The organism is Arthrobacter sp. H5 (assembly GCF_000520595.1).
Taxonomy (GTDB): Bacteria; Actinomycetota; Actinomycetes; order Actinomycetales; family Micrococcaceae; genus Arthrobacter_D.
Genome location: NZ_KI914994.1, coordinates 39,483 through 59,200, shown reverse-complemented (window position 1 = coordinate 59,200; position 19,718 = coordinate 39,483). Strand labels below are relative to the sequence as shown.

At 60.7% G+C, this 19,718-nt stretch carries 21 protein-coding genes and 1 tRNA gene; 11 read left to right on the top strand and 11 right to left on the bottom strand.

The window, feature by feature from the left end; translation table 11 throughout:
- Window positions 1-7 precede the first annotated feature (7 nt).
- Window positions 8-94 (top strand): DLW-39 family protein, encoded by an 87-nt coding sequence (locus Y708_RS30425; RefSeq protein ID WP_253905778.1) that lies wholly within the window; start codon window positions 8-10, stop codon window positions 92-94.
- Window positions 95-161: 67 nt separating this feature from the next.
- Window positions 162-234: transfer RNA gene (locus Y708_RS0111080), tRNA-Ala, on the top strand.
- Window positions 235-373: 139 nt separating this feature from the next.
- Here Y708_RS0111080 and Y708_RS0111075 read toward each other — a convergent pair.
- Together Y708_RS0111075 and Y708_RS29140 are read right to left on the bottom strand one after the other, a co-directional pair.
- Entirely contained in the window at window positions 374-1,204 is an 831-nt protein-coding gene (locus Y708_RS0111075) for a glycosyltransferase family 2 protein (protein WP_028279988.1), read from the bottom strand.
- A gap of 108 nt (window positions 1,205-1,312) precedes the next feature.
- Entirely contained in the window at window positions 1,313-1,462 is a 150-nt protein-coding gene (locus tag Y708_RS29140) for a hypothetical protein (RefSeq protein WP_155853818.1), read from the bottom strand.
- Between the two features lie 869 nt (window positions 1,463-2,331).
- On the opposite strand from Y708_RS29140, the gene Y708_RS0111065 reads away from it, so the two are divergent.
- The 3 genes from Y708_RS0111065 (at window position 2,332) to Y708_RS0111055 (ending at window position 5,329) form a co-directional block, all read left to right on the top strand.
- Window positions 2,332-2,874: a peptidylprolyl isomerase gene (locus tag Y708_RS0111065; RefSeq protein WP_028279987.1), complete on the top strand. Its 543-nt coding sequence runs from the start codon at window positions 2,332-2,334 to the stop codon at window positions 2,872-2,874.
- A 7-nt stretch (window positions 2,875-2,881) separates the two neighbouring features.
- Window positions 2,882-3,745, top strand: a complete 864-nt coding sequence (locus Y708_RS0111060) for a rhomboid family intramembrane serine protease (protein WP_028279986.1) — start codon at window positions 2,882-2,884, stop codon at window positions 3,743-3,745.
- 411 nt (window positions 3,746-4,156) lie between these two features.
- Entirely contained in the window at window positions 4,157-5,329 is a 1,173-nt protein-coding gene (locus Y708_RS0111055) for an ATP-grasp domain-containing protein (protein ID WP_028279985.1), read from the top strand.
- A gap of 11 nt (window positions 5,330-5,340) precedes the next feature.
- Here the strand turns inward: Y708_RS0111055 and murJ are convergent, their stop codons facing one another.
- Together murJ and Y708_RS0111045 are read right to left on the bottom strand one after the other, a co-directional pair.
- Window positions 5,341-6,879, bottom strand: a complete 1,539-nt coding sequence (gene murJ, locus Y708_RS0111050; protein ID WP_028279984.1) for a murein biosynthesis integral membrane protein MurJ — start codon at window positions 6,877-6,879, stop codon at window positions 5,341-5,343.
- A 119-nt stretch (window positions 6,880-6,998) separates the two neighbouring features.
- Window positions 6,999-7,709, bottom strand: a complete 711-nt coding sequence (locus tag Y708_RS0111045; RefSeq protein WP_028279983.1) for a FadR/GntR family transcriptional regulator — start codon at window positions 7,707-7,709, stop codon at window positions 6,999-7,001.
- A 175-nt stretch (window positions 7,710-7,884) separates the two neighbouring features.
- Here Y708_RS0111045 and Y708_RS0111040 point away from each other — a divergent pair, with 175 nt between their 5' ends.
- Genes Y708_RS0111040 through Y708_RS31040 form a run of 3 tightly spaced genes read left to right on the top strand, consistent with a single transcriptional unit; the run spans window position 7,885 to window position 10,089 of the window.
- Complete coding sequence (locus Y708_RS0111040) at window positions 7,885-8,406, top strand: gluconokinase (protein WP_028279982.1); 522 nt, start codon at window positions 7,885-7,887, stop codon at window positions 8,404-8,406.
- 37 nt (window positions 8,407-8,443) lie between these two features.
- Window positions 8,444-9,844, top strand: coding sequence for a GntP family permease (locus Y708_RS0111035; RefSeq protein WP_028279981.1), 1,401 nt, complete (start codon window positions 8,444-8,446; stop codon window positions 9,842-9,844).
- A gap of 47 nt (window positions 9,845-9,891) precedes the next feature.
- The gene (locus tag Y708_RS31040; protein WP_343212965.1) at window positions 9,892-10,089 is read left to right on the top strand and encodes a hypothetical protein; all 198 of its coding nucleotides are present in this window, start codon (window positions 9,892-9,894) and stop codon (window positions 10,087-10,089) included.
- Here Y708_RS31040 and Y708_RS24405 read toward each other — a convergent pair.
- The 3 genes from Y708_RS24405 to Y708_RS0111015 all read right to left on the bottom strand — a co-directional run bounded on the left by Y708_RS24405 (window position 10,086) and on the right by Y708_RS0111015 (window position 11,616).
- Window positions 10,086-10,568 carry an ATP-dependent Clp protease proteolytic subunit gene (locus Y708_RS24405; RefSeq protein WP_253905776.1) on the bottom strand — a complete coding sequence of 161 codons (483 nt, stop codon included), beginning with the start codon at window positions 10,566-10,568 and terminating at the stop codon, window positions 10,086-10,088. The genes Y708_RS31040 and Y708_RS24405 overlap by 4 nt on opposite strands.
- A gap of 101 nt (window positions 10,569-10,669) precedes the next feature.
- Window positions 10,670-11,281 (bottom strand): ClpP family protease, encoded by a 612-nt coding sequence (locus Y708_RS0111020; RefSeq protein ID WP_028279980.1) that lies wholly within the window; start codon window positions 11,279-11,281, stop codon window positions 10,670-10,672.
- Between the two features lie 89 nt (window positions 11,282-11,370).
- Entirely contained in the window at window positions 11,371-11,616 is a 246-nt protein-coding gene (locus Y708_RS0111015) for a cell division protein CrgA (protein ID WP_028279979.1), read from the bottom strand.
- Window positions 11,617-11,835: 219 nt separating this feature from the next.
- Between Y708_RS0111015 and Y708_RS0111010 the strand changes: the two genes are divergently transcribed.
- From Y708_RS0111010 to Y708_RS0111000, 3 genes are read left to right on the top strand one after another with little or no spacing between them, the layout of a single operon-like run.
- Window positions 11,836-12,636 (top strand): class E sortase, encoded by an 801-nt coding sequence (locus tag Y708_RS0111010; protein WP_051478916.1) that lies wholly within the window; start codon window positions 11,836-11,838, stop codon window positions 12,634-12,636.
- A 2-nt stretch (window positions 12,637-12,638) separates the two neighbouring features.
- Window positions 12,639-12,800 (top strand): hypothetical protein, encoded by a 162-nt coding sequence (locus tag Y708_RS30165; protein ID WP_028279977.1) that lies wholly within the window; start codon window positions 12,639-12,641, stop codon window positions 12,798-12,800.
- Window positions 12,801-12,804: 4 nt separating this feature from the next.
- Window positions 12,805-13,449, top strand: a complete 645-nt coding sequence (locus tag Y708_RS0111000) for an anthranilate synthase component II (protein ID WP_028279976.1) — start codon at window positions 12,805-12,807, stop codon at window positions 13,447-13,449.
- On the opposite strand, the gene pknB is transcribed toward Y708_RS0111000, so the two are convergent.
- From pknB to Y708_RS24390, 4 genes are all read right to left on the bottom strand, one after another.
- Window positions 13,446-15,362 carry a Stk1 family PASTA domain-containing Ser/Thr kinase gene (gene pknB / locus Y708_RS24400; RefSeq protein ID WP_051478912.1) on the bottom strand — a complete coding sequence of 639 codons (1,917 nt, stop codon included), beginning with the start codon at window positions 15,360-15,362 and terminating at the stop codon, window positions 13,446-13,448. The two genes, Y708_RS0111000 and pknB, sit on opposite strands and share 4 nt — an antisense overlap.
- Before the next feature lie 21 nt (window positions 15,363-15,383).
- A complete protein-coding gene (locus tag Y708_RS24395) occupies window positions 15,384-17,153 on the bottom strand; it encodes a protein kinase domain-containing protein (RefSeq protein ID WP_051478911.1) in 1,770 nt (589 codons plus the stop codon).
- Complete coding sequence (locus tag Y708_RS0110985) at window positions 17,150-18,592, bottom strand: peptidoglycan D,D-transpeptidase FtsI family protein (RefSeq protein ID WP_028279975.1); 1,443 nt, start codon at window positions 18,590-18,592, stop codon at window positions 17,150-17,152. Before Y708_RS0110985 ends, Y708_RS24395 begins: the two co-directional genes overlap by 4 nt.
- Window positions 18,589-19,718, bottom strand: a 1,130-nt coding sequence (locus Y708_RS24390; RefSeq protein ID WP_081746709.1) for an FtsW/RodA/SpoVE family cell cycle protein, incomplete at its 5' end; no start/stop codon positions are given. The genes Y708_RS0110985 and Y708_RS24390, both read right to left, overlap by 4 nt.

The following is a 19,718-nucleotide window of genomic DNA, read 5'->3' as shown; positions in this document are numbered from 1 at the left end:
AGCTGCGATCGCAGGGGTTTTCGCCTACAAGCGGTGGCAGGATTCCGAGAAGGAAAAAGCAGTATGGAGTAAGGCGACCGACACGGTTGACTAGGATTGGGAGCTGAACCAATTTTCGGTTCGGCCTCCGGGTCAGGTTATACTGGACAGGTCCTATTTTCGGGGGCATGGCGCAATTGGTAGCGCACCTGCTTTGCAAGCAGGGGGTTCGGGGTTCGAGTCCCCGTGCCTCCACCGAAAGATGTGAGTCCCGGCCGTAACGGCCGGGACTCACGTATTTAACAGTCGATGTTGATCAGGGTCGCATCAGGTGATCGGTAACGGCCCAGGAGTCCGTGACGCAACTCCCCCGCGCTGGGCGGATCGTGAACGGCTAGGCCACCCCACCGCGTCCCATACGGGCGGAATGGACAGCGCGAATCATTTTCATGGGGTAGTAGATGGACATGAAGATGATCATGGGTACTTTCAACACGCGTTTGTTGATCTCGTGAGCTTTGTACGTGCGGTCAAATCGGTTGACGTAATACCGGTAGTCCTTGGGTGAATCTTCCAGACGGCGGGCCGACATCCCACTTACCATTGTGGGTATGTACCGTATGGTGAGGTCCTGTTCGGCGAGGTGCAGCGAAATGTCGATATCCTCGTGCATCTCATCCCGTTCATCCAGGCAGGTGTTCTCCCGAATACTTTCCCAGGCAGTTCTGCGCAGCGCCATGTTTGAGCCAAAGAGAAAGTGGTACTGATTCCTTGCCAGTTTCAGCACAAGCTGGCGCATCTTGTCGTCCGCCTTCAGGCCCCAACGTCGCATGGGCATGTCGTAGTAGACCACTGGACCTGTTGCGGCGGCCACCTCCGGATCAGCGAACCCACCTTGGACGGTTTCCACCCAGTCCGGTTCCAGCACGGAGTCGGCGTCTATCCGACCGATGACATCACCGGTTGCGTGGTTCAATCCGAAGTTTCGGGTGGGAATCAGACCCTGAGTGTCCGACTGCTCGAGGAGCTGGATGGGACTTTCGGGATACTCCAATTGCATCTGCCGGACGATTGCGCCCGTATGGTCGATGGAGCGGTTATTCACCACAATAATCTCGTGCGCGGGAATCGATTGATAGATTGCGCCGATGAGGCACTGCCGAATGACGCTTTCCTCATTGAAGGCCGGAATCACAATGGAGACCGTAGGTTTTGCAGGGTACACGGCGGTAAATCTATCACCGTAGCGCGTCAACAGGACCGCCGGACATCGAAAGAGCGGGAAAGATAGTCCCGGAGGACTACTTTCCCGCTCTTTCGAAGAATGCCGGTGTTACTTGGTGGCATCTTTCGTGGCTTCGGTTGACTGCTTGACCTTATCGGCTGCTTTGACTCCGGCTGACTTAGTGGCCTCGGCAACGGACTCCGCCACGGTCGAGGTCTTTGCCGCGGCCCGGTCCGCAGCTTCCTTTATGTTTGCCACGGCATCCTTGGAGTCCTCTTTGTGTGTTGGCGCCGACGCTGGCTTGCCGTCGACCGGCGCGGGGGTCTTCCAAGGATCCTCAACAGGCTTGGATGCACGCCAGACTGCGACGCCTGCAGTAACGGCAGCTGCGATAATTCCNGACGCCTGCCGTTACGGCAGCTGCGATAATTCCGAAAACCAGCCAGCCCTTGCCGCCACTCTTCCGGTTACGCTTCAATTCCTTTGCTGCGCGCTTGGCCGCCTCTGCCGCGGCCTTCTGGGCCCGCTTGACCGCTTTTTTGTCGCCGGTGACTTTGGCAACGGCCTTGGTCACTGAAGCGGGAACCGTGGCAGCCGCCAGGCCGCGCGAAGCGGAGTCAGCGGCATCGCCCAGCCGATGGGAGAAGGCAGGAATGTAATCATCCACAACCCTGTCCCGTGCGTGTTGGATCCGTGGGGTGGTGTCATCGACCACCTGCGAGATCCTTGGCGCTACCCGGTCCAAGCCATCCTGGATTTTTGGAGTCACGGTGGCGATGCCATCCGAGAGTCCGTGGGCAGCCCTGCGGACACCATCCTGGATTCTGGGTGACGCAGTTTCTATGCCTTTTTCAATCCGCGGAACAGCCCAACCGAGCGCTGCATCCACCCGTGGTGCTGCCCAATCCCTTGCGGATTCAACTCCCGACACAACATTGTCTTCAATGTCGCGGGCAATTCGTTCAGTTTTCTTCACAACTACCTCCCGGGATAGTGACTCGTCATGGTCAGCCTACGTGGAATCGGGGGTGCGTGCTATTCATCAGGCGTTTTCACAGGATTTTTCACTGTGCGCGGAACCCTGTCATTCCGCTGGAATGAACGGACCCGCGTGGAAGAATGAGGCTATGACAGCTATCCCAACAGCATATGCAACCATTCACACCAACATCGGCGACATCAAGGTCAACCTATTCGGAAACCACGCTCCTAAGACCGTGAAGAATTTTACGGGTCTCGCCACGGGCGCCATCGCCTGGACCCACCCGGAGACGGGAAAGGAAAGCAAGGAGCCCCTCTACAGTGGAACCATTTTCCACCGGGTGATCAAGGACTTCATGATTCAGGGCGGGGACCCACTGGGCCAGGGAGTTGGAGGACCAGGTTACAAGTTCGACGACGAGATCAACCCCGACCTCGACTTCACGGAGCCGTACAAGTTGGCCATGGCCAACGCAGGTCTGCAGGGCGGCCGCGGCACCAATGGGTCACAATTCTTCATTACGTCAGTGCCCACCACGTGGTTGCAGGGTAAGCACACCATCTTCGGTGACGTGACCGACGAGGCATCACGCGCCATTGTTGATCAATTAAATGCGATTTCCACGGATATGCGTGACAAGCCTCTTGAAGATGTGGTAGTTAGCGCAATCACCGTGGAACAGGCATAAGGGACCCATGTCCTATGGAATCCCGGCTGGCCAGCCGGACGGCGATGTTCCCGTGTGCCCGCGCCACCCTGACCGGGTGAGCTATGTGCGATGCCAGCGGTGCGGCAGGCCTACCTGCCCCGAATGCCAACGTCCGGCGGCCGTCGGGATTCAGTGCGTGGACTGTGTCCGCGAAGCTCAACGAGACGCGCCCGCACACAAGACAATCTTTGGCGGAGTGGCCCGGCAGGGCAGGCCAATTGTCACCTTTACCCTCATTGGCGCCTGCGCCATCCTGTTTCTGGGTCAGATGGCGGTCCCGGGAATAACAGATGCCCTGGCGTACGCCGGCATCTACACATCGGAGCTGGTCTCACCGGAGCCGTGGCGCATGATTACCGCAGCGTTCCTTCACTCCACTGGTTTCCTGCTGCACATCGCGTTCAACATGTATGCGCTGTGGATCATGGGCCAGGCCCTGGAACCCCTGTTGGGTCGCGCGCGGTTTCTCAGCCTTTATCTGATCTCAGCATTCGGTGGATCAGTGGCAGTGCTGCTGCTATCCAACCCGCTGCAGGGAGTGGTGGGCGCCTCAGGAGCGGTATTTGGGCTGTTTGGTGCCATGTTCATTGTCCAGAAGCGGCGCGGCGGGGATGTTCGGCAACTGGTGGTCCTCATAGCGATCAACGGAGTGCTGGGGTTTGTGGTCCAAGGAATCTCCTGGCAGGCGCACCTTGGCGGCCTTCTTGCCGGTGGAGCCGCCGCCGCCATCATTGCTTATGCCCCCAAGGGCAGGAATCGTCCTCTGATTCATTGGGGCGGGCTCGGTGCCCTGACGGTTGTACTGATCATCCTGACGTTAATCGGAGCATCACTCGTGTCCATCCTGTAATTATCCACAGCACTTATCAACAACGGGGATAACTTACACACATGTAATTCCACAGGTGTGGATATCGTTCGCGGGTGCTTGTGCGGAAAAATACTTGAGACCCAAGAAGTTACCCACAGCTGTGGATAAGTTGGTGCACAACGTGTGTACAGGAGCGCGCGCAATGGGACCGAATAGTCCGAGAGTGATCCGTCTCATGTGGATCTCATCTTGTCTTTGTAGGCTGGAACCACCGTCCCGCGCCCGTGAGTCACCACCTCCGCGAGAGCACGTCACACGGACGGTAGAGTTCCACAAGAGCCGCCAAAACACTGATGTTGTTCCAGTATCAGCGTCACGACGAGTGCAGGGAAACGGTTGAAGAAGTTCACAGGTGAAAACCCAAGCCGGTCCGGTCCGCCAGCCGATGGGATGAGTCAAAGCAACGGAGAACGTCGCGCCCTGATCGTCAGCACGGGACGAGACCGCGGGGCCCTGGCAGCGGCCAGATCCATGCGGCAACACGGTTGGATTGTGGGCGTCGGCACTCCCGACGGCGGTGGCATGCTGGGTTCGTCGAGTGCCTGTGGGGAAACCTATGTGGTTCCAAAGCCCCGGAACAGCTGTGACGCATTTGTGGACGGTGTGATCCGGGCTGTGAAGGCGGGGTCCTACGACGTTGTGTTTGGCGGCGGCGACGATTGGATGGCGGCTCTTTCTGCCTTCCGCACGCACATCCCGGCTCCGGTTGCGCATCCCGACATCGATGTAGTGCTGGCCGCACTCGACAAGTTGGAGCTTGCCAAGCGAGCGCAGGCTGCCGGACTGGCCGCTCCCCGCACAGAAGCAGCAACGAGGGAGGCGATCGCGGACTGGAACGGTGCGGTGGTGGTCAAATGCCGTGCGCACTGGGAACCCGGCCAAACCCGGCCCCACCGCATCGAGGCGAGACTCTTCCCTAATATCGGCTCCGCCGCTCAGAGAATCGATCTCATCCGTCAGGCGGGTGCTGACCCCGTTCTCCAACAACCAATCAGCGGACATCTGGGAGCCCTGATCGGCGTCTTCCACGATGGCCGCCTCGACGGGCGCGTACAGCAGGTAACGTCACGGTTGTGGCCAACCCCCAATGGCGCCTCGACACGGGCCCAGACTATAGCCGTCGACGATGAACTTGCCAGCAAGGTCGAAGTACTTTTAGAGGATCTTGGCTGGTGGGGGTTGGTGGAGTTGCAGTTCCTGACCGACGACAGCGGGGTTCCTCACCTGATCGATCTGAACGGAAGGTTCTTTGGCTCGATGGCTCTGGCCAACTACGCCCGGCCGGGATTGGCTGACACCTGGGGACGACTGGTTCTCGGAGAGAAGGTGCAGGATCTGCCGGACGCACGAACCGGTGTCCGCTATTCGTGGGCGGCGGGGGATCTTCGCCGGGCGGGTGTGGAACGTCGCGGCGGCCTGGCTCTCGACGTGATCGACACCTTGCGCTGGGCAAGAGGTGCCCGTCACAGCGTCTGGGCAGCGCGAGATCTCGGCCCCACACTGCACCTTGCAACGAGCAGGTTGAACCCGTTTGAGAAGAAAGCCGGGAAGCCGGGCAGCTGAGGCTCACCGGCTTACCTCGCGCGGGCTGCCCGGACCATTTCGAACGGAAGAAGACGCTCAGGAGCCCGTAGGAGAATCAAGCCAACCGCGTACAGGCCGCACACAGCGAGGCCCACCGCGCCCACTGTGATGAGCGCAGGGCCGTCTGCAAGCAAGGCCAGGAGACCGTAGCCTGCGCCACCGGAGATGACGGCTAGACCGGCGGCCCTTACAAGAAGCCCGGTTGAAGCCCGCAGATCAAGCCCGCCGTGCCTCCGATGGAGCAACCAGCCATTGGCAAGTGCCGCTCCGCCCAGGGACGCACTGGTAGCGAGGGCAATGCCTGCGATTCCCATGATGGGAGCCAGCAGAATATCTCCCGCAACGTTGATGATCATGGCAAATACCGCCACGAGCACCGGGGCCCGGGAGTCCCCGATTGCGTAAGAGGCGCTGACAATCACCTGTCGGCACCCGAGCGCAAGGAGCGCGGGCGTATACCAAAGTACGGCGGTCGCGGTGGCGTCGATATCATCAGCGCTGAAGGCGCCACGGCCGAAAGTGAGTTCCGCCAACGGGCGGGATGCGATCGCCAGGATCAGGCAGAGCGGAACCAGCACCGTCACCGTCACCGACAAGCCGCGCCCAACCAGGCGTTTGACCTCCGTCATGTTGCCGGCCGACGCGCTCAGGGCCGGATAAAGCGGAACCAGGAGCGAGGCGATGAGCAGCGTTTCCGGAAGGTTGACGAGCCGCCAGCCATACGACAGGGCGGTGATGGCACCCTCGTCGAGAGTCGACCCGACGGCGCGGTCAACCAGGGTGTTGATATTTCCGATCGCGCTGCCCACCAGCAGCGCCGGTACAAGCCGCGCGATCTCCCGAAACCCCGGATCGCGCAGGTTCACCCGTGGCCGTACCTTGGTTCCCAGCGAACGCAGAGGCGGCAGTTGCAACAGGAGGCGCGCGCCTGATCCAACAACAAATCCGACAGCGAGCGCAGTGATCCCGTACTGCGGACCGAAGAGCGCTGCGGCACCAATCATGATGACGTTGAACGGAACTCCCTGCAGCGAGGACCAGGCAAATCGCCCGTGTGCCTGTGAGAGCGAGGCCAGCAGATCGGTTCCGGCAATCAGGACCGTGGCAATTAGCACTATGCGCGTCAGATGTGCGGCCGTGTCCGCTTGGCCGCCGTCGAATCCCGGAGCAATGACCGCGGTCACCGGGCGGGCGAAGACTCCCATCACGACGCCACCTATCCCGAGGACCACCATTGTCATGGTGATGGCCACGTCGAAGCCGGGGTGGCCGGCACAGCCATCCTTTTCTTTGGCCGCCTCCCGGGCAATTACCGGTGTAGCGGCACGGGCCATTGCGTACGCGATCAGGCCGAGGACAATGTTCATGAGGCCCTGAGCAACCAGATAGGCGTCCAGCGCGGCACCCGCCCCAAAAACCGCGGCAATGACGACATCCCGCACAAAGCCCAGCAGTGTCGAGATAGCGGTCAATCCGGTGACCAGAACGGCTGCCCGGGAAATATTCGCGCGGCCTCCCGCTCTAGCCACGGACGCCGTCGGCCATTGGTTCCGCAGGAGGCCGCGGGTAGTGCTGGTCCACGCTTATCCTCCCTGCTGATGTATTCGGGTGTCTGTCTTCACTTCCAGCAATCGTACGGGGGCACCGATCAAGTGATCGCTTCCCGTACTTCCGCGAGGAGCTGCCTCATCTGCGCTTCCGCCGCTGGAGCATTGCCGGCACTCACGGCTTCGGCGACAGCTGTGTGCGTGGCTAGTGCATGTTCCCTCGGATTGTGTGGCATCAGACCCTGGTGCGTCCGCCCCCGAAGCACCTCGGCCACTACTTGGTCCAGGGCAGAGAACATTTCGTTGCCGCTGGCTGCGAGCAACAGTGCGTGGAACTCGATATCCACCGCCATGAACTCTTCGAGGGCGCCGGCTTCGCCAAGCCTGCGAAGTTGTGTGGCCAAATCAACGACGACGGCGCGCTGTGCCGCTGTTGCGTTGCGGGCGGCACCTGCCGCGGCCAGCGGTTCAACGGCACAGCGCAGTTCCGTTAGGCTGTGGAACTGTTGTGCACGGGAGGTGCCTTCCAGACGCCATCGGATGACCCGCGCGTCGTACACGTTCCATTGCTCTGCCGGCTGCACCACTATGCCAACCCGACGCTTCGAGAACACCAGGTTCATTGATTCCAGAATGCGCATGCAGTCGCGGACCACCGTTCGGGAAACGCCAAAGCGCCGCTGTAGCCCGTCGATGGTCAGGCGCTCGCCAGCCGGTAGCCGGTCCTCCACAATGTCCCTGCCGAGCGCATCGATGATGCGGCTGTACATCACTTCGGCGATAACTGTTGTACCGGAGGACTGCGCCGTCATGCTTTTCCTTCCTCCGCACCGTGGATGAACTAAGGATAGGGGAGAAATCGGAAAGGTAGTACCTTAGGGCACACAAAAGGTGATACCTTTTATCGGGTCACAGCAGAAAGTCCCGTCCGGCTGCCTGTGTGCGGCAACGATCAGGAACTGGCGACAAGGAAGTCGAGGAGCATACATGGCAAGCAACGCGCATCATCTGGTGATCATGGGTATCTCCGGGTCCGGCAAGACCACCATTGCTTCACTGCTGTCCAGGAAGCTCGGTTGGACCTACGCGGAAGCCGATGAATTCCACTCCGTGGAGAACATCGGCAAGATGACTGAGGGAACGGCACTTACCGATGAAGACCGCTGGCCCTGGCTCACCTCTATTCAGGAGTGGATGACCAGCAAGACCGGGCAATCCGAAAGCACGATCGTCACTTGCTCGGCACTTAAGCGGACCTATCGAAACGTCTTGACCCAGGCCGATGGCGACGTGCGGTTTGTCCACCTCCTTGGAGATGTGGAGTTGATTCGGGAACGAATGAAAACAAGGAGCGGGCACTTCATGCCCGAATCCCTGCTGCCTTCGCAGGTGAGCACGCTCGAACCGCTCCAAGCCGGTGAACCCGGAATGACGATCAACAACACTGGGACGCCGGACGAAGTCACGGATCACATTCTTTCGGAGTTCGGCCTCCACCCCCGCGGCTAAGAACGTACTTACACCTTCCACCTAACGGAGTTCATCTATGGAAATCGAAGGCTGGACCCAAACGCTCGGTGCGGGACCACTTTTGCTCATTGCGGCAGCGGCCATCGCCGTGTTGCTGCTGCTCATCATTAGGCTGCGGATTCACGCGTTTGTTGCCCTGATTATCATCAGCCTGATCACCGCCTTTGCCACCGGTATACCCGCGGACCAGGTGGTGCCGGTGCTGACCAGTGGCTTCGGATCCACTTTGGCAACCGTTGCCCTGCTGGTGGGCCTGGGTGCGATGCTGGGCCGCTTGGTTGAGATCAGTGGTGGAGCTAAAGTGCTTGCCGACTTCCTGATCGGCAAGTTTGGGGAGAAGCGTGCCCCGCTGGCCCTTGGCATTGCGTCCTTGATCTTCGGCTTCCCGATTTTCTTCGACGCCGGCCTCGTGGTCATGCTGCCCGTGGTTTTCTCCGTCGCGCGGAGGCTTGGCGGCGGGGTGTTGATCTACGGTCTGCCGGCCGCAGGCGCGTTCTCCGTCATGCATATCTTTGTTCCGCCCCATCCCGGACCCGTGGCCGCAGCCGATTTTTTTGGCGCCAACGTTGGACTTGTAATTCTGGTGGGTCTTGTTGCCGCCATTCCCACCTGGTACGTGACCTCATACCTCTACGGGCTGTGGATGGGACGGCGTCTGGTGCTGCCTGTGCCGGACATTCTGGGCAAGGCGGCTGCGGAGGAGGAAGCCAACCCCCCGAACTTCGGCACGGTCCTCTGGATCCTTCTCCTGCCGCTGATTCTGATCTTCCTCAACACCGGTCTCAATGCACTGAATGTCGCGGGCATCCTGCCGGAAGGCGCAGGCGACCAGGCCTGGTTCCAGATCCTGCGCACAATCGGTGAAACGCCGGTGGCCCTCCTCATCGCAGTCCTCACAGCGGCCTACGTGTTGGGCCGGCGGAGGGGAGTTGAGAAAACGGTATTGGAGAAGGTGCTGGAATCAGCGCTCGGCCCGGTCTGCTCCGTCATCCTCATCACCGGGGCCGGCGGAATGTTTGGCGGGGTGCTGCGCTCGTCCGGAATCGGAGCCGCGCTGGAAGGTGTCCTTGGCAATCTAGGTATCCCCGTGATTGTGGCCGGCTTCCTGATCGCGGCAATCCTGCGGATTGCCCAAGGATCAGCGACTGTTGCACTGACTACTGCGGCGGGCCTGGTCAGTCCGGCGATAGCGGCTGGCGACTACAACGGTTTCCAGCTCGCTGCTCTGGTGGTGGCGGTTGCTGCGGGTTCGGTGGTGGTGAGCCACGTGAACGACTCAGGTTTCTGGCTGGTGGGCCGATTCCTGGATATGGACGTCAAGACCACTTTCAAGACGTGGACAGTTATGGAAACAACGATCGGCGTCATGGGGTTCAGTATTGCCGCGGCCGTCTTTGGACTCGCCTCCATCGGTTAGGGCTGGACTTGTTTCTGCCGTCAGCAGATAAGGTTCCCGCCGCCGTCGTGCCTTCGTATCTCTCTGAAATAGGGCGAGGACGTAAGGAGCCGTCGTCGGAGGTCCTGGCTGCAGTGTGCGCGGCACTGGGCGGTCTGCTGGTGGACCAGGTGGGTGCAACGCACACTGAGTTGTCCTCCGCCGGCAGCAGACAGAACTCTCCGGCTCCAGGATTCGGCGCCCGGGCCATGCTGCTCGTTGCCTAGCGTGGCCTGTGTGTCAGGATGCCGTCCACCAGGCCGTCGCTGGCATTGAAGATTTTATCCCGGTCGGTGTCCCGGCGCATCGTCTCCACGCTCTGGCCCGTATGTCTGCTTATCACTTCCTCCACCTGTGACCGCACGCGCATCACTTCGTCAGCCTGCAGCGCCAGGTCCGAAATGGTGCCCTCGCTTCCGCCCGAGGGCTGGTGCAACAGCACCCTTGCATGATTGCTGATGAACCTCCTTCCCGGAGAGCCTGCCGCAAGCAGTAATGCCGCCGCGGAGGCTGCCTGGCCCATGCAGATGGTGGAGATGTTCGGTCTAATGAACTGCATGGTGTCGTAAATGGCCATCAGGGCGGTGTGGGATCCTCCCGCCGAATTAATGTAGAGCCCGATTTCAACGTCCGGACTGTCCGACTCCAGATGAATCAGCTGTGCCATGATGACGTTCGCAACGCCGCCGTCAATTTCGGTTCCCACGAAAATGATGCGTTCGCGCAGAAGCCGGCTGAAACATCGTAGGTGTGCTCACCCATCGGCGTGCGTTCGACCACGTTGGGGAATGGTTTAGGAAGCCATGGCTATACACCCGCTCGTGCATGAACGGCCACAGGGCGAACTGTCTCAAGGGACTCCACAACATTGTCAACCATGCCGTAGTCCCGCGTCTGCGCCGCAATAAACCAGCGGTCCCGGTCGCTGTCCCGTGCAATGGTGGCGATGGACTGACCAGTTCGTTCCGGAAGCAGTTGGTGCATCAGGGTCTTGGTATACGCAAGGTTCTCGGCCTGGATCTCGATGTCCACGGCGGTGCCGCGGATACCGGCCGACGGTTGGTGCATCATGATTCGGGTGTGCGGAAGCGCGAACCTTTTGCCGGCAGCGCCTGCGCACAGGAGGAACTGCCCCATGCTCGCCGCGAAGCGCATGGCGAGCGTGCCGACGTCGTTGGGTATGAGCCGCATGGTGTCGTAAATGGCCAAACCTGCACGCCCGGAGCCGCCCGGCGAGTTGATGTAGAGGCTGACGTCGGCGCAGGAGTCCTCAGCGGAGAGCAGCAGGAGCTGCGAGCAGATGCGATTGGCTACGGCGTCGTCCGCCTCTGAGCCAAGCACAACAATTCTTTGATGCAGCAGGCGAAGCGAGAGTTGGTCGTCGAACGGACCTGCAGAGAGCTGATCTGGTTGTGTCATGCCTCCAGCATTGCGCCGGGCTTGCGCGCTGGCGTCGTTTCTCTGCCGCAGGCAGATCTGCCCTCAGCAGATAATTCCGGGAAGGGCGGTCAGCGCCAGCGCGTGGTCATCAGGAACCCAACAATGGCAATGCCGAAACCGATCGCGATGTTCCAGGAATCCAGGGACGGGATGGGGAACTGTGCTTCGGATACGTAGTACGTAATGATCCAGGCCAAGCCGAGCAGCATGAGACCAAACATGACGGGCTTGTACCAGACCGGGTTCGGCTTGGGTTCCGCGGAAGCCGGGGTCCTTGACTCACTTGGCTTCTTGCGGGACTTCGACTCTGGCACGGATCCTCCTTGAAGGGCCAGCTGATATCGGCTGGCCATTGTGTTAGCTGTCAAACGGGCTCTGACCGCGGCGATCATACAAGCTATCCTGAAACAGGATCATTGTCATCAGCACGTTCTAGCAGCTCATTCTAGCTAAAGAACTGCTGCGCCGGTGCGGGTTGGCGTATCTGTCTGTTGGGAGTTGGATTGGCGGAGCTGAGCAGCAACGCTGCCGTGATGCGCCGCGACCGGGCCCGGGAGCGCCCAGGGCGCCCCCACCGTCGACGCCGCCGCAGCTTGTTTCAGGTCATACTCCAGGTGATCGGCGAACTCCTGATCACGGCCGGGGTGGTTCTTCTGCTGTTTGTCGCGTGGGAACTGTGGTGGACCAATATTGAATCCGATATCAAGCAGGAGCAGGCGGTCGAGGATTTCTTTTCCGGGATCGAGGTTCCGCTGACACCGGAAGCGCCTTCGGCGGACGAAGGGGACATCGCTGTTGACGCGGCGGATCCGCCGGTACTGCCGGCCGCGGAATTTGCGGGAAAGACCTTCGGAGTGGTGTACGTTCCCCGTTTCGGGGAGAACTTCTCGCGGCCGGTTACCGGCGGTGTTGGCGTTGATGTGCTGGACAATCTGGGTCTTGGTCATTACCCGGACACCGCGATGCCCGGACAGGTGGGCAACTTTGCGATCGCCGGTCACAGGCAGACCAACGGCGCGGTCTTGGACAACATCCACACTCTGGTGCCGGGAGACAAGGTCTATGTACAGACCAGGGACGGTTATTACACTTATGTGTACCGGAACAATCAGATTGTCCTCCCCGACCGGGTCGACGTGCTCGCTCCGGTGCCCACCCAGCCGGACGCCGAGCCAACCGAACGCATCCTCACGATGACCAGCTGCAACCCGCGCTTCGGAGCACAGGAACGAATTATCGCGTACGCGGTGATGGAATCTTATCGACCATCCTCGGCCGGACCGCCGCCGGAAATTGCTGCGCAAGTAGAGCGCGCCGCAGGGCAGGTTGGATAAGGATGTACTCACTGATCTTCAGGCTGCTGCCGGGGCCACTCTGGCTCCGCATCATCTTCGCAGTGCTGCTCATTGCCGCGGCGGTTGCGGCGCTCATGACCTTTGTGTTCCCATGGCTCTCACAATTCAACCCATTGACCGATTCAACGATTGGCTCCGGTTAACACCATGAACAACACCACTCGGATTCTGGTTGTCGATAATTACGACAGCTTCGTGTACACGCTGGTTGGCTACCTTCAGGAGTTGGGCGCCGAAACTACAGTGGTAAGGAACGACGACGTCACGCTCGCTGACGCCGTTGCCCTCGCCGAGGTGCGGGACGGCGTCCTCATATCGCCCGGGCCGGGCACGCCAGCCGAGGCAGGCGTCTGTGTGGACCTGATCAGATGGTGTGGGGATCATGCCAAGCCAATGCTCGGCGTGTGCCTGGGACATCAGGCACTTGCCGAAGCCTACGGCGGCACGGTGACCCATGCCCCGGAACTGATGCACGGCAAGACCTCATTGGTGGAGCATGATGCAAGCAGCATATTCCTTGGCTTGGGGTCGCCGCTGACTGCAACACGCTATCACTCGCTTGCCGCCGTCGGTGATGTGCCGGTCGAGCTGCGGGTTACCGCGCAGACAGCCAGCGGAGTCATCATGGGACTGGAACACCGGACGGCGCCGTTGTGCGGCGTGCAGTTCCACCCGGAATCCGTCTTGACGGAAGGCGGGTACCGGATGCTGGGCAACTGGCTCGAATCGTTGGGAATGACCGGAGCGGCCGAGCGGTCCTCAACCCTTAGTCCGCTGATCTCGCACGGCTAGCCGCCGAGGAGGCCCTCCAGCAGACCACGTCCCTCCGGCTCCTCCGTGGGAGTGGGGGTAGGAGTCGGAGTCGGCTGAGGGCTGGCTGATTCTGTTGACTCCGGTTCCTCGGGTTCCTTAGGCTCCTCGGGCTCCGGTTCGCGGGCAACGGTGATGACAATCTCGCTGCCTGGCGCAACGTCGCTGCCGTCTACGGGATCCTGGGCAGTGACTGTTCCGGGCTCCACAACCGTGTTGTCGACATCTTCCACCCTCACCGTCAGGCCCAGTGCGGGATCCTCGAGGATGGCCCTTGCCTCGTCTTCGGGGAGGTTGATCAGTCGTGGAACGGTGACCAGACCGGTGGACAGGACGAGGTTCACCTCCGAGTCGACAGGCACAGTGGCGCCCAGCGCAGGATCGGTGGCGATGACCCGGCCTGCAGGCACAGTCGCACTGTTGGTCTCTGACACACTTCCACCGCGCAAACCCGCGGATTCGAGAGCGTCCCGAGCCGAAGATTCTGTCATTCCGGCCAGATTCTCCGGAATGGTCCTGTTTGCTGGTCCGCGGGATATTTCCACAGTCACCAAGGCATCCGGCTCCACCTCCGCGCCCGTTGCCGGGTCGGTTCCGATGGCGATGCCGGAAGCAACTTCTTCGTGGAACACCGGTTCGAGCTGCGGGCGCAATCCCTCCGCAGTCAGTGCATTGGTGGCCTCAGTTTCGGACATTCCTTCCACGGCCGGCACGGCGGAGAGCACAGGAGGCTCCGGCTGAGCATTCAGGAGATTGAACAGCACGACGCCGCCGGCCGCCAACACCAGAGCGACGGCGATGAAGAAGGTGGTAATCCATGCGCGCCGTTTGGAACGCTGATGGTCGTCAACCTCCCCCCGGTTCCCCAGTGCCAAGGCAGTTGGCATGGAACCGGTGGTGGTCTCTTCCGGTGTCGACGGCACGCTGGCCATGCTGCCGCCCGCAAGGACCTTGGCCATGGCCCGGGTTTGAGGGTTCTCGTTGACCTGTCTGGTTGGTGGGAGGGTGGCCATTGCCTCGGTTGCAGCCGCGCCGTCGAGCGCTATTCCCTTGCTTGCGTCCTCCAGAGCGGAACGGAACGACACCGCGTCCTGAAAGCGGTGCCCGCGGTCCTTCTCGAGCGCCCGCTTCAGAACGGAATCGAGGGCACGTGAAACGTTCGGATTGAAGTCACTCGCCGGTTTTGGCTCCTCGCGTACGTGCTGGTACGCAACAGAGACGGGACTGTCGCCAATGAACGGTGGCCTTCCGGCTAACAACTCGTAGAGCAGGCAGCCCGCCGAATAGAGGTCACTGCGCGCATCAACCGTTTCCCCGCGCGCCTGCTCGGGCGACAAATACTGTGCCGTGCCAATAACCGCCTGCGTCTGGGTCATGGTTGCTGCCGAGTCCGCGATGGCCCGGGCAATGCCAAAATCCATGACCTTCACGTTGCCTTCAGGAGTGATCATGACGTTGGCCGGCTTGATATCGCGGTGAACAATTCCGGCGCGGTGGCTGTATTCCAGCGCGGAGAGCACACCGACAACATGTTGCAGGGATGCATCAAGTGTGAGCTCGCCTGCTCTGAGCAGATCGCGCAGCGTGCGCCCCGCCACATACTCCATGACAATGAAGGGAACACGTACGTCGTCGGCGGACTGTCCTTCGATCTCCTCCTCGCCGGTGTCATACACGGAAACAATCGTGGAGTGGTTCAAACCGGCAACAGCCTGGGCCTCCCGCCGGAACCTCGACTGGAACAGCGGGTCCCGGGCAAGATCCTGACGAAGCACCTTGATGGCCACAGACCTGCCCAGGCGGATGTCACGACCGAGGTGCACATCGGCCATGCCTCCACGGCCAATGAGTTCACCTACTTCGTAACGTCCATTCAGGACTCTGTCGCTGGTCACCGGTTGTCCTTTCACGCGGCCCTAGGGCTGTTCCGAACTTGGCGGCGGCGGTGGCGGCGGGGTGGTGGTAGTGGGGGATGGAGCCGGTTCGGTTGTGGGCTCGGGACCGCTGGAGACTATGTAGGTCACGTTGGTGCCAGGTGCCACTTCCGTACCCTCCGCTGGGTTTACGGAGAGAACCGTACCGGCAGGTTCCTCAGAGAATTCCTCGCCAGCGCTGCTGGACGAGAAGCCCGCCTCGGTCAGCGTTTGCTGCGCCTCACTCTCGGAGGCGCCAACCAGACCGGATGGTATCGCTACGGTCGCTGGGGCCTCAGGGCCGGTGGAGAAGGTGACAGTGACGGGGGATCCCGGCGCTAAGGTGCCAACCGGGTCCACATCAATGACAAGGTTCTCGCCGACGTCGTCGGAAGATACGGGCTCGCGGGTGACGGCGAGTCCGAGATCTGAAAGCTCCTGGACGACTTGGTCGACATCACGACCCCTGTACTGGACGGCGTCGATCTCGATGCCTTCCGGCGTGGTTTGCTGCGGTGTGGTTGGGGCGGGACTCTCGGACGCTTCGCTTGATGACGGTGAGGGTGCTGCACTGGTCGACGGACTCGCAGACGTGCTGCTTGCGGGTGGAGGTACGGGATCATCGTCGCCAGCCGTCAACAGGGGAAACAGGAGAAAGCCTGCCACGGTGAGGGCTGCCAGGATGAGCAGGATCACCAGAGGGATGATCCAGGGACTCCTTTTGCGCTCATCCTCTTCCTGCGGTTCTTCGTCGATTTCCTCTTCGCGCCATTCGCGGGAGGCGGCGACTGCCCGGGCTCCGGCAGCTCCCGCAGCGACCGTGGGGAGGGCGGACGTTGAGGGGGCGGGCACGGCCTGCGTTGCGCTGGTTGGCGCAGGGACGGGGGCCGTCATGGGCCCGGTGTTGCCACTGAACAGAAGCATTCCCGGAACGGCTGTTTCGGCAGCTCGGATGTCATTGCGGCGGATTGCAGCTACGGCCTGCGCCAACAGCTCAGCATCCGCGGGGCGGTCGGCAGGGTCTTTGGCGAGCATTGAGGCAATCAGGGCGCGCACCGGCGTCGGAATTGTTTCGGGTAGCGCCGGAGGTGCGTCGTTCACCTGCGCCAGTGCAATCGCAATCTGGGACTCACCCGAGAATGGCCTGCGGCCTGCGAGCATCTCGTAACCAATCACACCCAGGGCATAAATGTCGCTGGAGCCAGTAGCGGGCTGACCGGTGGCCTGTTCGGGGGCGAGGTACTGTGCGGTGCCCATGACCTGGCCGGTCGCAGTGAGCGGTACCTGGTCGGCGATGCGGGCAATGCCAAAGTCGGTGATTTTCACGCGACCGTCCGGAAGGATCAGCAGGTTTCCCGGCTTGACGTCGCGGTGGACGAGGCCCTGCTGGTGCGCGACGCTCAAGGCAGTGGCGGTTTGGCCCACAATCGAGAGGGCGCGGTCCGGGGAAAGGATCTGCTCTCGCTCGATAATGGTGGAGAGCGGTTGACCCGGAACAAGTTCCATCACCAGGTAGGCGGAGCCGCCTTCTTCGCCGTAGTCGAAGACGTTGGCAATACCCTCATGATTGAGAAGTGCGGTGTGACGAGCCTCCGCCCGAAAGCGGTTCAGGAAACCAGGATCACCGGTATATTCCTCTTTGAGAATTTTAATGGCGACAATTCGCCCCAGGACTTGGTCCCGGGCCTTCCAGACCTCACCCATGCCACCAATGGCAATGCGATCAGTGAGCTGGAACCTGCCGCCTAAGGTGATACCCGATGTAGGCCTCACTTATTCAACACCGCCTCTATGAGTCTCTTAGCGTTTGGACTAGTTAATTGCGCGCCGGTGGCCACATCTACGTTCTGCATCACGATGGACACCACCACCTCGGGATTGTCAGCCGGGGCGAAGCCGGTGTACCAGGCATTGGTGGCGCGGTCCGGCACCTCCGCGGTGCCCGTCTTCGACGCCACCTCGACGCCGGGAATGGCGGCTGGCTGTGCCGTGCCATTTTCGGTGACATTGACCATCCAGTCCGTGATGAGGTTGGCGTTCTCAGCGCTCAGAGATTCGCGGAAGACCTCAGGCTCAGGGTCCTCAATCACTGACAGATCGGGAGCTCGCACGGTCTTAATCAACTGTGGCTTCATCAGAACGCCGTCGTTGGCAATGGCCGCATTGACCATGGCCATCTGTAGAGGGGTGACAGCTACGCTGAACTGGCCGATCGCTGCCTGAGCCAGTTGGGCTTGGTCCATGTCCGTGGGGAATTGGCTCGCGGTCACATCCACGGGCATTTGGAATCCCTCGCCGAAACCAAAGCGTTGAGCCTGCTCAAGGATGGCTTCCTGTCCGAGCTCCCAGGCGATCTGGGCGAACGGAGTGTTGCAGGACTGTTCCAAGGCGAACTCAAGATCCGCTTCCGTACGCGAAGCGCAGCCGCCGTTTGTAAAGTTGGGAAGCCCCGCGTCCGTTCCGGGCAGCTCAAGCACTGGAGGATTGGGAATGACCGATTCGGCATCAAACTCGCCCGATTCCAGAGCAGCCGCTGCATCCACCAGCTTGAAGACCGAACCGGGCGCGACCAGGGACTCTGTCGCCGGATTGAAGTAGATGGAAAGGTTTGGAATGTCAGCGATTTGCGCGAAGTTGTTGATAACCTCGTTGGAGTCGTGACCGGCAAGTAGATTCGGGTCATATGCAGGTTTGGACACCATGGCGATGATGTCACCAGTGGTCGGGTCCATGACCACTATTGAACCCTGCTGACCCTCAGGAATCATGTCCCACGCGAGCTGCTGGATCTGGGGGTCAATGGTCAGTTCGACCGAAGCGCCCTGCGACTGTGCTCCAGAGACAAGCCTGACCACTCTGTCGAAGAACAGTTCCTCACTGCTGCCGGAAAGCTCTTCGCTCATCGCTGTTTCCAGTTGTGACGAGCCGTAAACAAGAGAAAAGAAGCCGGTCAGGTGGGCATACATTTCCGGCTGGTCGTAGACACGTTGAAAGTTGAACTGGTCGTCCGACGGTACGGATTCGGCGATGGGAGTGCCATCCACCAGGATGGAGCCGCGGTCCTTACCGAAGTCCTGATAAAGTGCCCGGTTGTTCCAGTCATTTTCGCTGAGGGCTTCAGCCTCAAAGAACTGGACAAAGGTGAGGGACCCGAGGACGAGGGCGAACATCGTTAACGCCACGATCCAAGAACTCCGAATGGCCTGATTCACGCGCTGACCTCCCTGGTGGTGTCAGTTGCCGGCGTATTGCGGCTTTCCTTTCCTTCAGGGAAGGTCTCCTTGACCGGCCCTTTGACTGCTGGACGCCTGGCCGTCTCTGAGATCAGCAGCAAGAGGGCGACGATGATCCAGTTGGCCAGCAGGGATGACCCACCGGCAGACATGAAGGGAGTGGTCAATCCTGTGAGGGGGATGAGACGGGTAACTCCGCCGATCACTACAAAACACTGAAGTGCAATTGTGAAGGACAACCCACAGGCTAGCAGCTTCCCGAAGCCGTCCCGGGTACCCAGGGCGGCACGGAATCCGCGTGATACCAGCAACACGTACAAGAGAATGATCCCGAACAGGCCAATCAAGCCAAGTTCCTCGCCGAGCGCCGCGATGATCATGTCGCTGTTGGCGTAGGTCACCAGATCCGGTCTTCCTTCGCCAAACCCCGTACCGACGAGCCCGCCGCTTGCCAGCCCAAACAGGCCTTGGACTACCTGGCCGCTGCCGCCGGGATTTCGGTTGAAGACCTCAGGGTCAAAGGCATTAATCCAACTGTCGATCCTTAAGGCCACATGGCTGAACAACTGCATGGCCACAAAGCCGCCAACGCCTATCATGGCCAGCCCGATCAGCACCCAGCTGAATCGGCTGGTTGCCACGTAGATCATGGCCATGAACAGCCCAAAGAACAGGATCGACGAACCAAGGTCCCGTTGAAATATCAGCACGCCAATACTGACCAGCCAGGCCGCGACCATCGGTGCCAGGTCCTTGAACCGTGGCAGTTGAAGCGGGCCGAGCTTCTTCCCGGCCAGCAGGATCAAATCGCGGTTCGTGGATAGATACCCGGCAAAGAATATAGCGAGGGTGATCTTAGCCACTTCTCCGGGCTGGAAGGTTCCTACTCCGACGTTGATCCAGATGCGTGCCCCGTTAATCTCCACACCGAGCGGTGTCAGCGGAAGAAGCAACAGCACAGCACTGACAATAAGCGAAATATAGGTGAACCGGCGAAGGATGCGATGGTCTTTAAAGATGAGCAGGGTGGCGATTGCGACGGCCATCGCAACGGTTGTCCACAGAAACTGGCTGGGAGCCACGGGCTGCCCGTCGGCGGGAAGAG

Coding starts and splice junctions, on each gene's coding strand:
- Y708_RS0111065 (WP_028279987.1), top strand. CDS start 2,332: ATGACAGCTATCCCAACAGCATATGCAACCATTCACACCAACATCGGC.
- Y708_RS0111060 (WP_028279986.1), top strand. CDS start 2,882: ATGTCCTATGGAATCCCGGCTGGCCAGCCGGACGGCGATGTTCCCGTG.
- Y708_RS0111055 (WP_028279985.1), top strand. CDS start 4,157: ATGAGTCAAAGCAACGGAGAACGTCGCGCCCTGATCGTCAGCACGGGA.
- Y708_RS0111045 (WP_028279983.1), bottom strand. CDS start 7,709: ATGACGGCGCAGTCCTCCGGTACAACAGTTATCGCCGAAGTGATGTAC.
- Y708_RS0111040 (WP_028279982.1), top strand. CDS start 7,885: ATGGCAAGCAACGCGCATCATCTGGTGATCATGGGTATCTCCGGGTCC.
- Y708_RS0111035 (WP_028279981.1), top strand. CDS start 8,444: ATGGAAATCGAAGGCTGGACCCAAACGCTCGGTGCGGGACCACTTTTG.
- Y708_RS0111020 (WP_028279980.1), bottom strand. CDS start 11,281: ATGACACAACCAGATCAGCTCTCTGCAGGTCCGTTCGACGACCAACTC.
- Y708_RS0111010 (WP_051478916.1), top strand. CDS start 11,836: ATGCGCCGCGACCGGGCCCGGGAGCGCCCAGGGCGCCCCCACCGTCGA.
- Y708_RS30165 (WP_028279977.1), top strand. CDS start 12,639: ATGTACTCACTGATCTTCAGGCTGCTGCCGGGGCCACTCTGGCTCCGC.
- Y708_RS0111000 (WP_028279976.1), top strand. CDS start 12,805: ATGAACAACACCACTCGGATTCTGGTTGTCGATAATTACGACAGCTTC.